Here is a 12,662-nt window from a genome sequence, read left to right on the forward strand (position 1 = left end):
CGTGCCCGCCAAGATGGCCGTCAACTCAGCAAACAGATATTGCCAGATGCCTTTTTGCGACCAGCGGTTATAACGATTGTAGACCGTGGTGGATGGACCGTAATCGGCAGGGCAATCTTGCCAACGACAGCCAGATTGAAGCACGTGAATGATCCCGCTGATGATGCGCCGATCATCTTCGCGCCGCCGACCCGCCGCACGGTATGGCAGATGCGGCTTAATCAGCGCCCATTGCTCGTCGGAAAGCCAGAATTGACCCTTCATGTTACGGAACTCCATATATTGCGTTCCAGATCATTGAATCTGTTAAAGATTAATGAGTTCTGACCCTGGAACCATTAGAGCTCAAAGTTGTTGGCACGATCAACGATGACGGTGAATACATCGGGTTGTTCTTGCCGGCAGCTGGTGGAGATATGGTTCGTCTCGCGGTGGGTGATACTTACAAAAAGTGGAGGTTGGTTAAGTTTGAAGCTGATAGCGTTTTGTTCGTGTCAGGTAAAAAATCGGAAATTTTACATATTGCAGAATGAAGTGTTCTTGAGGGGATATTAGAACCAAAAAGATGCCTTTGTCGGAAAATGTCAACTTTTCTGGCAATCACGCAACTTTTTGTCATCTTTTGTGTCAATTCGTGTCAACTTTTCTGGCAATCGAGAATGCTAAGTGATTGATTTACTGAAAAGTCGGGCGTCACCTTTTGTGGCACCTGACAACTTTTGTTGTTGTCGAGTGCCACAAAAGATGACATTTTCGCCATAAAAGTTGACAGTGGTACTCGACAATGCCCTCGTTGGCAAAAGAGCCTTCGATAGGTGAGGCTCCATTTCCGTGATCATAATTCATATCTCTGTTGGCCGGACTGCTTGATCGATCTTTGAGGACCGTTTTCCTTGCCTTTGTGTGGGCGCACAGGGTTTGGTGCATAGACAGCCGTTCGCGCAGTCTGAATAGCATTTGGCTTTAGCTTCTTGCGTTGCAACTGGCCAGTATCGCGCGTCCCATTGCTTCCGCCACATTAAACGATCTCTGATGGCGAGCGTATTGGTGCTGACTGATGATGTTCACCCAGATTGCGATAGCATATGTCGCAGCACTGATCTGCATATAGTCGTGGGCAAACTTTTCTGGCGCCTCACTGGCAACGATTTCTGATGTCATTTGTCGCCAGTATTCGAGGAGTTCTGTTGCCAAATTGAAAGTGCCAGAAGATGCAGCGAGCAATTCTGTGATCAGGGCCTCAAACGCCTTGATGCATGCTCCTTCGTTATGGCGGGTCAGCCTTCTGGCAAGCGTTAGAGCGTGAATGCCGTTTGTGCCTTCATATATCTGGCAGATGCGTGCATCGCGTAGCGTCTGTTCGATCCGGTATTCGCGCAAGTATCCATACCCGCCAAGGACCTGCATGCCGATATCGGCGGCTTCAACCCCGGCATCGGTGCAGAAGGATTTACAGATCGGGGTCAGGAATTCAATCAGATCGGAATGTTTGTCTGTCTCCATCAGGGCAAAGGTCTTGTAGGTCATCAACCGGCCGGTCATGGCCAGCATGTCCTGACGGGCTAGCATGCGCGCAACATCAAAATGCTGATCAATCGAAACCGGTTGGCCGCTGTTGCGACCCCGGCCCTGCTTGCGCTCTGCAGCATAGGTTTTTGCAATGTGATGGGCGCGGGATGCGTGAGCCACGCCCTGCAATGCGACATCAAGGCGAGCATGGTTCATCATGGTGAACATGCACATCAACCCTCTGCCCACCGGGCCGATCGGCTGTGCCTGTGCTCCGTCAAAGACCAATTGGCAGGTGGGGGAGGCATGCAAACCCATCTTTTCCTCGATCCGGGTCACCGTGATGGCATTGCGCCGGGTCTCGCTGGTATGGGATGGGCATAGAAACAGGGTCAAACCGCGCACGCCATCTTCGCGGGTGCCGGTTCGGGCCAGAACCAGATGCAGGATTTCATCGCTCAGGTCCTGATCACCGCCAGAGATAAAGATTTTCTCCCCGTTAAGAACCCAACTGCCGTCGTCTTTCTGGCTTGCAACAGTACGGATTTCCGAAAGATCCGATCCGGCTTGCGGTTCGGTCAAGCACATGGTCGCAAGGTGGCTACCAGCTGCCAGTTTGGGCATCCATGTCTGGCGTTGCGCATCTATGCCAAATTGCTCAATCAGCCGGGCCGCACCTGGGACAAGTCCGGTGACCATCTGAAAGGAATGACAGGCACCGGCCAGTATTTCACTGATCGCGCCACAGACTGTGGCCGGGGCCCCCTGACCATCAAATTCCGCGGCCAATGATATCGCCTGCCAGCCCTGTTCAATATAGGCCTGATAGGCATCCCGAAATCCCGACGGCATCCTGACCCGGCCATCCTCAAACCGGCAGCCCTCCTGATCGCCCGGTTCGTCAATCGGGGCGATGATATCCTCGGCAAAGCGGGCAAAATGATCCAAAATTTCGTTAGTAATTCCTGTGTCAAATCCGTGCTCTGCGGCGATGCTTTCATCGCGTGTCGCAGACAGGGCAAACACAATGTCATCCATCGGGGCTTTGAAGGGGATCACGATAGCATCCCTTAACCTAGCGTTTCCTGATGAAGTGTCAGGCGGATAAGCTTGTCTGCAGACAAGGCGGCCTTGACCACATCTGGTACAGGAACAGCGGACAGACTTGCGGGATTGTCTGGATTGGCACGCGCCCACACACGGGTTTGCGATCCTTCAAGCAAGGTGGCGTCCCCAAGTGTGAACCGATGGGCAAGGTCAAACGATTTGCCGCCCCAGCGCGACACTTCGACGTGATGTATAATCAAATCGCCAACCCGGGCGGGTGCCATGAAATTGGCATCGGCACGGACCAGCGGTGTGCCGCGAAAGTCATCATCTTTTGCGATCATGGTCGCCAGATCAAATCCGGCAACCGATAACAGGGCAAGAAGGCCGCCTTCCATCCAGTCATAAAAGTTCGGGTTATAGACAATCCGGGCTGGGTCGCAATGACCCCATTCAACGTGGATTTCACGGGACAGTCGCAGCATGGAACTCTACCTGATTTAAGCGTTATTTGACCTGCTGAATGCGGATCAGCATTTCTACAAGTTGCGCGCGTTCTTCGGGCGCGAACCCGTCAAGAAGCTTGTCTTCGTGCTTTTTAACGGCACGACTGGCCTCAAGGAAAAGCTCGATCCCCTTGGATGTGGTTCGCAGCGCATAGACACGGCGATCGGTTGGCACCTTGTTGCGCACAATCAATCCGCGTGCCTGAAGTTCATCGACCATCACGACAATGTTCGAACGTTCCATGGCAAGGGCGCGGGCCAGATCCGTCTGGCTGATGTCGGGGTTCTCGTTGATGATCGCCAGCGCACTATATGTCGTTGGCTTAAGATCAAGATGCGTTAGGCTGGCGACAAAATCGCTATGGATCGACATATAGGCGCGTTTGAGGTGATAGCCGACAAAACCGCGTAACGGACTATCGGGTGACAACCCCGCAATGCCGTTATCCGGATCAACTTGCTTCTTTTTGTTTGCTTGCAACAGTGTCTCCATCTTTTTGCGCGCAGCTATCCTGCGACGATATCCACCAGCCAGAATGTCAGCGCCGGGAACGCAACAATAATTGCAATCCGCAGGCACTCCACCAGCAGGAACGGCACCGCGCCTCTGAAAATCTTTTGCGTCGGAATGTCGGGTGCCATCGCCGATATCATAAACAGATTAAGCCCGACTGGCGGCGTGATCATCCCCAATTCGACAACAATCAGGGTAATGATACCAAACCAAAGGGCCTGATGGGTTGGATCCATGCCGAAATCCATCGCCATGAAGGCAGGGAAAAATACTGGCACGGTCAAAAGGATCATCGACAGGCTGTCCATGATGCAACCCATGACGATGTAAAACAGAATGACCACCATCAGAACCGTCATCGGCGCGATCCCGGCCGTGCCAACCCACTCGGCCGCCATCGTCGGAACCCTTGTCAGGGCCAGGGCAACGTTAAAAAGATCTGCGCCAAAAATGATGGCAAAGATCATCGCCGTGGTGCCGGCAGTTTCGATCACGCAGTCAAACAGGCTTTTGATCGACAGGCTGCGCATCAAAAAACCGGTTAGTGCAATCAGGACGACACCAACCGATGCCCCCTCCGCCGGGGTGAAAACGCCGCCGTAAATCCCGCCCAGAACGGCGATGAAGACAAGGGCGACGTGCCAGATGCCGCCAAGTGACCTGATGCGTTCGCGTATTGGTAATCCGGGATGTGCAGGGCCTTCGTCAGGGAACAGACGCACATAAACGCCAATTGCCAGAATAAAGCCAAGGATGGCCAATAGCCCCGGGATGGTCGCAGCCAAAAACAGTTTGACGATATTCTGTTCGGTCAGAAGGGCATAAATGATCAAAACCACCGACGGCGGGATCAGTATGCCAAGGGTTCCGCCCGCGGCAAGCGTCCCGGCGCCGAGCGCGCCGGAATAGCCGTGGCGTCGCATTTCCGGCAGTGCAACCCGGCCCATGGTGGTCGCGGTCGCAATGGAGGATCCGCAAATAGAGCCAAATGCCGCACAGCCGGCGACGGATGCCATGGCAAGGCCGCCGCGCCAATGACCAAGCCAGGCGTTGGACGCGGTGAAGATCGCACGACTGATGCCGGTTCGGGTGGCGATCTGCCCCATCAGGATAAACAGCGGAATGACCGCAAGATCATAGGAAATGTATTTGTCGACAATCGCGGTTTTCAGATAGGCCGATAACGGCAACCACCCCGACAGAACCACATATCCGCCAGCCCCGACAATCGCCATCGCCAATGCAATCGGCATGCGCAGGAATATAAGGGCCAGCAGGACGACGACCATAATGATACTGATTTCGACCGGGCTCATTGCGGGGTATCCGTGTACGAAGATGTTGGGGAGGGGGGAACAAATTTTTCGATGACGTTCGACAAGGCGGTCAGCGATGAAAGTCCAAGCCCGCACAGCGCGAACCCGTACACAATCCAGGTCGGCATTCTAAGAAGCATACTGCGGTCGTTATAGTCATACATATCAATCAGGCCGTATGCGACGCGCCATGAAATAATGACCCACGCAAGGCAAAACAACGCCTCCCACACCTGATCAAGCAGGGTGCGGGTGCGTTGCGGGAAAGCCATGCTGAAAATGTCAACCATGACATGGTTGCCCTTGCGTTGGCACAGCGGCAAAAACAGAAAGGCGGCAATGCCGCATCCCATTTCGACGATTTCAAAGTCACCCCGAATGCCGCCAATGCCGATATATCGCATTGTTACCGACAGGGTGACCGTAACAGCGACCGCAACAATCACCGCACCGGCTATACCCGCAGAGGCAATGCAGGCGCGATCAACAAATTGACCAAGGAAATGAATGGGCGCAGCGCGGCCGCCGCGCCCACTGTGATCACGGGTGGCTCCTGACATATCAGGCGGTCTCGGCATCGATTAGCTGATTAAGGCGATCAATCATCACCTTGCCATCATGGCCAGCGTCATTAAGCGTCTCGATCCAGTCATCAACGACCGGCAGGGTGGCAGCCTGCCAGCGTTCAATCTCGTCCTTGGGAATCTCGACGAACTTGTTGCCGCGATCGGCACACATTTTGTAGCCGACTGACTCAAAGCTATCGAACTGTTTGCCGATCTGGCGTGAAAGGTCGATGCCGGAGTTGGCATCAATCACGGCCTTGAGATCATCGGGCATCCGGTCATAGGCATCGCCAGCCATCAATAATGCGAACGAGTTGGCATAAAGGCCGCGTCCGCCTGCTGCCGGTGCACAATGCACAGATGTCAGTTCATGGAGTTTGAAGGCCGGAACCACTTCATAGGGCAGGCAGGTGCCGTCAATCACACCATTGGCGAGCCCGACAGCCATTTCGGTCACCGGGAAGAAGATGGGCTCAGCGCCCAGAATGGACAAGGCTTTGCCAACACTCTGGTTCGGCGCGCGGATCTGCAACCCGTCAAGATCGGCCTGGTTCTGTATGGCTTTGTCGCGCATATGGAACTTGCCACCGGCATGAACATGGAAGGCCAGTGGCTTCATGCCGCGATATTCGTCCTGACCAAATTCATCCATGAATTTGTGCATGGCGACTGATGTGGCCTCAGCCGTTGTTACCATGAAAGGCAGGCTTGGCGTTTCGGAAATCGGATAGCGACCCGGGGTATAGACCGTCAGTGACCAGGCGATATCAACGACATTATTGGCAACCTGGTCGGCAAGTTGCGGTGGTTTGCCACCAAGCTGCATGGCCGGGAAAATCTGGATATCAATGCGGCCATCGGATTGTTCGCGAATGGTCTTGGCCCAAGGTTCAAAGAACGCCCTGTGCATCGGGGCAACCGGGGGCAGCATATGATGCAGGCGAAGTGTGACTTCGGCTGCACGCGCCTTGCCGATGATTGCAGGGGCTGCGAGCGCGCCGCCGATGATGCCCAGCATCTGGCGGCGGTTAACGGAAAATCCTGACATCGAACGTCTCCTCACATGATGGGCGCACCGGTTTGAGTCGGTTGACCCTGTTCCTTCCTGAATGTTTCAGCGACCGCTTTGTGCGGTTTCTTGCCACGATTTGGTCTTTTGGCCGCTATTACGTGCAGCTCTTTTATGGGTAACTATTTGAAATTCGGGGGGCGCTTTTCGAGAAACGCTTTCAATCCTTCCTGTGCATCTTCGCTGGTCTGGGTGAGCGCCGCACACAGGCTTTCGGTAAACAGGCCGTCGGTCTTGGCCATATCCTCAATCCTGGATAAAGCTTGGATCATCACATAGTTTGAAAGCTGGGCGTTTTCGGCGACCGTGTTGGCAAGCTCGATCGCCTTGGCCTCTGCTTCATCCGGACTGTCACAAACATAGTGGGTAAGACGAAGGCGCAGGCCATCCTCGGCATTGTATTTGCGCCCGGTCAGCATCATTTCGATCATACGATCCGCGCCCAGAATACGACCGACCCGGACCGACGCGCCGCCGCCGACGAAAATGCCACGGCGTCCTTCGGGAAGCTGGAAAAACGTTGTTTCGTCCGCAATGCGGATATGGGTGGCACTGGCCAGTTCAAGCCCCCCACCGATGACCGCACCCTTAAGCAATGAAATCACGGGTAATCCGCCAAACTGGATCATGTCCATAATGCGATGCCAGTTGCGTGAATGACGCATGGTTTCAGCCGCATTGCGCGCGACATGTTCGGCAAGGTCAAGGCCTGCGGAAAAGTGCCCGCCTTCCCCGGCGAGGATAACAACCCGGACCCCTTCTGGCGGATTGGCAAAAAAGGCCTCAAGTGCTGCCATCAAAGTATCGCTGACAGCGTTACGCTTTTCAGGTCGCGTGATGGTCAAACGGGCAATCGATCCGTTGATTGCGACGTTTAATACGTCATTCGCGCCGTTGGTCATGTTCTTGTTCCTTACGTAAAGCAATCTGTCTTCTATCGTGCCTGCAGGCGAACCGCGCCATCCAGTCGGATGACGGTGCCATTGAGCATGGTATTTTCAACAATATGGTGGGCGAGGTCGGCATATTCCTGTGCTTTGCCAAGCCGCTTGGGAAACGGGATGTTGGCCTGGATCGCCTGACGGGCTTCCTCGGGCAGGGTGTCGGTCATGGCCGTGGAAAAAAGTCCCGGCGCAATTGCCATCACCCGCACACCAATCCGGGCCAGTTCACGTGCGGCTGGCAACGTCATGGAGGCAATGCCACCCTTTGATGCCGCATAGGCACATTGGCCGATTTGCCCGTCTTCATAGCCAACCGAAGATGTATTGATGATCACACCGCGTTCGCCATCGTCATTAACAGGCGTTGCTTCGGATAACAGCTGTGCAGCGTAGCTCATGGTGATGTAGCTGCCGGTCAAATTGACGTTCAGTGTTTTGACAAATTCATCAATCGGCAGATCGCCGTCGCGCGGCAGAATGCGGTTGGCCGTGCCAATCCCGGCACAATTCACCAAGACGCGCGGCAGGCCAAGATTCTGTCTCACCGTCTTGAAGGCCGCCGCGACCGACTCCTTGCTAGACACGTCGACTTCCAGTCCGATTCCACCGGTTTCACGTGCAACCCGTTTGGCGGCATCGCCATTGCGATCAAAGACCGCAACCTTAGCACCTGCAACCGCAAATGTGCGAGCGGTGGCTTCGCCGAGGCCGCTTCCGCCGCCGGTTATGATGACGGGAACCTGATTGATCTGCATTTACTTACCCGAAGTTTGTTATGTTTTATAACAATTATGTTTGCACAGTAACGATGCGACGTCAATCGCCATTAGGGGGCTGAAATACGGTTTAAAATTTCTTCTCGCGCGCGCGAGCATTATAATGATTTCAGCGAACTTTTGATGGATTTATGCACGCATAGCGATATTGCGCTTGATGCAATGAATTATGATTGTTATGAATTATAACAATATAAAAATGATAACTGGAGGTTTCGTCTCATGCCTATGATTGCTGAACCCGGACTCCGTTCGGTTCGCATGGGAGATACGCGTGTTTCGGTGTCAAAAAAGGACAACGGCACGATCTATATCCAATCAACGGAAACACCCGATGACTATCCGCGTGCCATCACCGACAAGCTTGAACATTGGGCGCAAAACGCGCCGGATTGTCTGTTTTTGGCCGGCCGTGACAAGACCGGTAGCTGGCAAAAACGAAGCTATCTTGAAACCCGCGATGAAGTCCGCAATCTTGCGCAGTACTTGGTCCAACAGGACCTTTCCGAAGATCGTCCGGTTCTGATCCTGTCAGGCAACAGCCTTGAACATGGCTTGCTTGCACTGGCATCGATGTATGTCGGTATTCCCTATGCGCCCATATCGCCTGCCTATTCCCTGATTTCGACTGATTTTGCCAAACTGCGTCATATCTGCAACTTGCTCCAACCCGGCCTGATCTTTGTTGATGATGGTGCAAAATACGCCGAGGCACTGGCTGCGGTCATGCCAAAGGATGCCACACTGCTGGTCGTGGAAAGTCCACTGTCGCAATATGACTGCGATGTTTATGCCGATGTGCGTCAGACCAAGCCGACTGCGGCTGTCGATGCTGCGAATGCCAAAATCACCGAAGACACGATTGCCAAATTCCTGTTTACGTCTGGCTCAACGGGGATGCCAAAGGCGGTCATCAATACCCAGCGCATGCTGTGCTTTAACCAGATGATGCTGCGTCATGTGCTGGCCTTTCTGCAGGACGAACCGCCGGTGATGGTTGATTGGTTGCCCTGGAACCATACTGCCGGGGGCAACCACAATTTCGGACTGGCGCTATATAATGGCGGCAGTTTCTATATCGATCAGGGCAAGCCTACCCCGAGTGGCATCCATGAAACGGTGCGCAATCTTTGTGAGATATCACCAAACATCTATTTCAACGTCCCCAAAGGCTATGAGGCACTTGTCCAGCACTTGCGCGAAAACAAGATGTTACGGGAGACGTTCTTTGCCAAGCTGAAACTGATGCAATATGCCGGTGCCGGTTTGTCGCAATATCTCTGGGATAATCTCGAACAGATTGCCGACGACACGGTTGGCGAAAAGATCGTCATTGTCACCGGCTATGGCTCGACCGAAACCGCCCCCTTTGCCTTTACCACCACTTGGGCAGTTGATCAGGCTGGTAGTGTCGGTCTTCCGGCGGTCGGACTTGATGTCAAACTGGTGCCCAATGCCGAAAAGCTCGAACTGCGCCTTAAGGGGCCCAGCATCACACCGGGTTACTGGAAACAACCCGACAAGACCAAGGAATCCTTTGACAACGAAGGCTATTACCTGATCGGTGATGCCCTGAAATTTGTTGATCCGGATGATATCGATCGTGGTTTTCTGTTTGATGGTCGGGTTTGCGAGGATTTCAAACTATCCACCGGAACCTGGGTGCATGTTGCTGCCATCCGTACCGCAATCGCCCAGACGTTCGCTCCCTATGTCCGTGACGCGGTATTGACGGGGCTGAATGAGGGCTATGTGGGTGCGCTGATTTTTGCCGATTTCACCGCCTGCAAAAAACTTTGTCCGGATCTGTCCGGTGATGCGACGGAGCGTGACATCGCGACCCACCCGGTGGTCATCGAACATTTCCAGAAATGCCTTGATGAGCTCGGTGCCAAATCGACTGGCAGTTCGAACTTTGTTGCGCGCGCAATCCTGTTGGAAAGCTCGCCGGAACTTGATGCGCATGAAGTCACCGATAAGGGATCCATCAATCAGCGCGCGGTTCTCACCAAACGCGCTGACAAGGTCGCCGACCTTTACACCGACCGGTCACCCGCCAGCGTGATGATTGCCAAAAAGGGATAACCAGAATGACTGCGAACGCCAAAGGTCTTCGGACCGAATTTGAAGATGTCTGGCTGCTGGGCGGCAAGCGCACACCGTTTGTCGATTATACCGGCGCATTCGGACTGATTTCCCCGATTGATCTGGGCATCAAGGCGGCCCGCGCGGCAATCGAAAATGCCGGGGTCAATGCGACCGATATCGATTTCTCCATTGCCGGTTCAATGGCGCAGGCCTCCTATGATGCCTATATGACGCCGCGCCATATCGGCATTTACGCCGGTGTGCCGGTGGATCGTCCTGCTCATCTTGTGCAGCGGATTTGTGGCACCGGAATTGAGGTGATCCTGCAGGCGGCCGATCATATCTCGCTGGGGCGCGGGGATCTCGCGCTTTGCGTCGGGACTGAATCCATGAGCCGCAACCCGGTTAGCGCCTATACCCACCGCAGTGGTTTCCGCATGGGGCAGGTGGAGTTCAAGGATTTCCTGTGGGAAGCACTTCTTGATCCGGCGGTCAGTTGCACGATGGGCGATACCGCCGAAAACCTTGCCAAGAAATACGGTATCACCCGCGAAGAAGTTGATCGCTTTGCGGAACGCAGCTTTGCCCGCGCCGTGCAAGCACAGGAGGGCGGCTTCCTTGCCGGTGAAATCACCACTGTGATCAACGAAACCTTTGAATTTGCCGATGGTAGTTCGCGTTCGATCCGTTTGCCGCGCAAGATAGATCAGGTTGATCGCGACAGTCATGTCCGCCCGTCGCCTTATGACATTCTGGCAAAGCTTCGCCCTGCCTTTGGTGGGGTGCAAACGGGCGGTAATTCTTCGGCCGTTGTTGACGGGGCGGCGGGCGTTGTTCTGGGCAGTGCCGATTATGTTCGCAAGTATGGCCTGACACCGCGTGCGCGCATCATTGCCGGGGCAGCGGTCGGTGTTCCGCCGGAAATCATGGGCATCGGTCCGGTTCCAGCCATCAAGGCAGTTCTGGATCAAACCGGCATGACTCTTGACCAGATTGATCGCATCGAGATTAACGAGGCCTTTGGCGCGCAGATACTGGCCTGCATCCGCGAGCTTGGCCTTGATGAAGACAAAGTCAATGTCAATGGCGGCGCGATTGCGATTGGTCACCCATTGGGGGCGACCGGTGTACGGATCACCAACACCCTGGCCCGCGAATTGGAAAAATCCAATGGCCGTTACGGCATCGCCTCCGCCTGCATTGGTGGCGGGCAAGGTATCGCTGTTTTGATTGAACGGGCAGAGCTTGCCTGAGTGCTGCTGACCCACGGCAATAGTGCAGACCGGGTGAATGTTGATCATGTAGTTCTGCCTCAGACGGGGGCTTACTGCGCTGAAGATAAAAGATAATTAAAAGGGAGACTGAGGTATGTCGTTGCGCAATCATTTTGTGGGCACCGCAGTGCTGGCTGCTGGACTTATGACCAGTTCGGTGCCTGCTCTTGCCGGGGATGAGGGATCACGCTGGTTGACACCAACCATGATCAAAGCCCGTGCGCATATGTTCGCACCGGCTTTGAATATGCTTACGTTTCAACACATGAACCAGATCTTTGCGACCCGGACAGTTGAGGCAGGCGATAATGTATGGGAGCTTCCCGAGAAACCGGTTTCGCTTGATGATGGCTATACGCTGAATGGAGAGACGGTCAACCTGGCGCAATATCTTGAAGCCACATCCACCAATGCGTTGGTGGAGGTCAAGGATGGGGCGATTGTCCATGAAAGCTACCGAAACGGCAGTGATGCCACGACGCGCTTTATGACCTTCTCTGTGGCAAAGTCCTATGTTTCTACCCTGATCGGCTTGGCTCTTAACGATGGTTTCATCAAAAGTCTGGATGACAAGGTTACGGATTATCTTCCGGAAATGGCGGGGTCGGGCTATGACGGCCCGACGATCCGCAACCTTCTGCATATGCGCTCTGGCGTGGAATGGCAGGAAATCTATCAGTTTGGCAGCGATACCCAACTGACGCAGGTTCATGACAATTCCCTGGTTGCCTACAAATACCGCTGGTGTGACTAGGGTCCAGACTCATTCAAATCCAGTAGCAAACGAGCGCAGCAAGGCATAATGCGGCCATGAAGTTGTTAGCATTCTTGTCGTAGCGAGTGGCAATCCGTCGGAAGTCTTTCAGACGGCCAAACATGCGCTCAATGACATTACGTCCGCGATAGCGCTTCCGGTTGAAGGCATATGGTTGCTTGCGATTGGCCTTGTTGGGGATGACGGGCTTGATCTTTCTCCGTATGAGCCAGGCCCGCCAGTGGTCCGCGTCATAGGCCTTGTCGGCAAGTAGATACCTCGCTGGAGGAAGGTGATTG

The 12,662-nt window shown here is 54.2% G+C and carries 13 protein-coding genes; 3 read left to right on the top strand and 10 right to left on the bottom strand.

Going from position 1 to position 12,662, the window contains the following annotated elements; translation table 11 throughout:
- From K355_RS0122585 to K355_RS0122625, 9 genes are all read right to left on the bottom strand, one after another.
- Positions 1 to 264: transposase (locus K355_RS0122585; protein ID WP_028791884.1), on the bottom strand; the 264-nt coding region annotated here is incomplete at its 3' end.
- Positions 265 to 963: 699 nt separating this feature from the next.
- Positions 964 to 2,568: an acyl-CoA dehydrogenase family protein gene (locus K355_RS24795; protein WP_022734439.1), complete on the bottom strand. Its 1,605-nt coding sequence runs from the start codon at positions 2,566 to 2,568 to the stop codon at positions 964 to 966.
- An 11-nt stretch (positions 2,569 to 2,579) separates the two neighbouring features.
- Positions 2,580 to 3,041, bottom strand: a complete 462-nt coding sequence (locus K355_RS0122595) for an acyl-CoA thioesterase (protein ID WP_022734440.1) — start codon at positions 3,039 to 3,041, stop codon at positions 2,580 to 2,582.
- 22 nt (positions 3,042 to 3,063) lie between these two features.
- Complete coding sequence (locus K355_RS0122600) at positions 3,064 to 3,543, bottom strand: MarR family winged helix-turn-helix transcriptional regulator (protein WP_211219051.1); 480 nt, start codon at positions 3,541 to 3,543, stop codon at positions 3,064 to 3,066.
- A 26-nt stretch (positions 3,544 to 3,569) separates the two neighbouring features.
- Positions 3,570 to 4,892, bottom strand: a complete 1,323-nt coding sequence (locus tag K355_RS0122605) for a TRAP transporter large permease (RefSeq protein WP_022734442.1) — start codon at positions 4,890 to 4,892, stop codon at positions 3,570 to 3,572.
- Positions 4,889 to 5,452: a TRAP transporter small permease gene (locus K355_RS0122610; protein WP_022734443.1), complete on the bottom strand. Its 564-nt coding sequence runs from the start codon at positions 5,450 to 5,452 to the stop codon at positions 4,889 to 4,891. Before K355_RS0122610 ends, K355_RS0122605 begins: the two co-directional genes overlap by 4 nt.
- A gap of 1 nt (position 5,453) precedes the next feature.
- Positions 5,454 to 6,506, bottom strand: coding sequence for a TRAP transporter substrate-binding protein (locus K355_RS0122615; protein WP_022734444.1), 1,053 nt, complete (start codon positions 6,504 to 6,506; stop codon positions 5,454 to 5,456).
- 143 nt (positions 6,507 to 6,649) lie between these two features.
- Positions 6,650 to 7,429, bottom strand: coding sequence for a crotonase/enoyl-CoA hydratase family protein (locus K355_RS0122620; protein WP_022734445.1), 780 nt, complete (start codon positions 7,427 to 7,429; stop codon positions 6,650 to 6,652).
- Between the two features lie 32 nt (positions 7,430 to 7,461).
- Positions 7,462 to 8,226 (bottom strand): SDR family NAD(P)-dependent oxidoreductase, encoded by a 765-nt coding sequence (locus K355_RS0122625; RefSeq protein WP_022734446.1) that lies wholly within the window; start codon positions 8,224 to 8,226, stop codon positions 7,462 to 7,464.
- A gap of 243 nt (positions 8,227 to 8,469) precedes the next feature.
- Here K355_RS0122625 and K355_RS0122630 point away from each other — a divergent pair, with 243 nt between their 5' ends.
- The 3 genes from K355_RS0122630 to K355_RS24800 all read left to right on the top strand — a co-directional run bounded on the left by K355_RS0122630 (position 8,470) and on the right by K355_RS24800 (position 12,363).
- Complete coding sequence (locus K355_RS0122630; RefSeq protein WP_245562994.1) at positions 8,470 to 10,332, top strand: feruloyl-CoA synthase; 1,863 nt, start codon at positions 8,470 to 8,472, stop codon at positions 10,330 to 10,332.
- Between the two features lie 5 nt (positions 10,333 to 10,337).
- On the top strand, positions 10,338 to 11,588 hold the full coding sequence (locus tag K355_RS0122635) for a thiolase family protein (RefSeq protein WP_022734448.1): 1,251 nt from the start codon (positions 10,338 to 10,340) through the stop codon (positions 11,586 to 11,588).
- 115 nt (positions 11,589 to 11,703) lie between these two features.
- The gene (locus K355_RS24800) at positions 11,704 to 12,363 is read left to right on the top strand and encodes a serine hydrolase domain-containing protein (RefSeq protein WP_022734449.1); all 660 of its coding nucleotides are present in this window, start codon (positions 11,704 to 11,706) and stop codon (positions 12,361 to 12,363) included.
- Between the two features lie 13 nt (positions 12,364 to 12,376).
- On the opposite strand, the gene K355_RS0122645 is transcribed toward K355_RS24800, so the two are convergent.
- A partial coding sequence (locus tag K355_RS0122645; protein WP_022734450.1) for an IS5/IS1182 family transposase occupies positions 12,377 to 12,662 on the bottom strand: 286 nt, incomplete at its 5' end.

The sequence above is a fragment of the Thalassospira lucentensis MCCC 1A00383 = DSM 14000 genome, from assembly GCF_000421265.1.
GTDB lineage: Bacteria > Pseudomonadota > Alphaproteobacteria > Rhodospirillales > Thalassospiraceae > Thalassospira > Thalassospira lucentensis.

What these genes read in the sequence shown, in the direction of transcription:
- K355_RS0122595 (WP_022734440.1), bottom strand. Translation starts at nt 3,041, where the DNA reads ATGCTGCGACTGTCCCGTGAAATCCACGTTGAATGGGGTCATTGCGAC.
- K355_RS0122605 (WP_022734442.1), bottom strand. Translation starts at nt 4,892, where the DNA reads ATGAGCCCGGTCGAAATCAGTATCATTATGGTCGTCGTCCTGCTGGCC.
- K355_RS0122610 (WP_022734443.1), bottom strand. Translation starts at nt 5,452, where the DNA reads ATGTCAGGAGCCACCCGTGATCACAGTGGGCGCGGCGGCCGCGCTGCG.
- K355_RS0122615 (WP_022734444.1), bottom strand. Translation starts at nt 6,506, where the DNA reads ATGTCAGGATTTTCCGTTAACCGCCGCCAGATGCTGGGCATCATCGGC.
- K355_RS0122620 (WP_022734445.1), bottom strand. Translation starts at nt 7,429, where the DNA reads ATGACCAACGGCGCGAATGACGTATTAAACGTCGCAATCAACGGATCG.
- K355_RS0122625 (WP_022734446.1), bottom strand. Translation starts at nt 8,226, where the DNA reads ATGCAGATCAATCAGGTTCCCGTCATCATAACCGGCGGCGGAAGCGGC.
- K355_RS0122630 (WP_245562994.1), top strand. Translation starts at nt 8,470, where the DNA reads ATGCCTATGATTGCTGAACCCGGACTCCGTTCGGTTCGCATGGGAGAT.
- K355_RS0122635 (WP_022734448.1), top strand. Translation starts at nt 10,338, where the DNA reads ATGACTGCGAACGCCAAAGGTCTTCGGACCGAATTTGAAGATGTCTGG.
- K355_RS24800 (WP_022734449.1), top strand. Translation starts at nt 11,704, where the DNA reads ATGTCGTTGCGCAATCATTTTGTGGGCACCGCAGTGCTGGCTGCTGGA.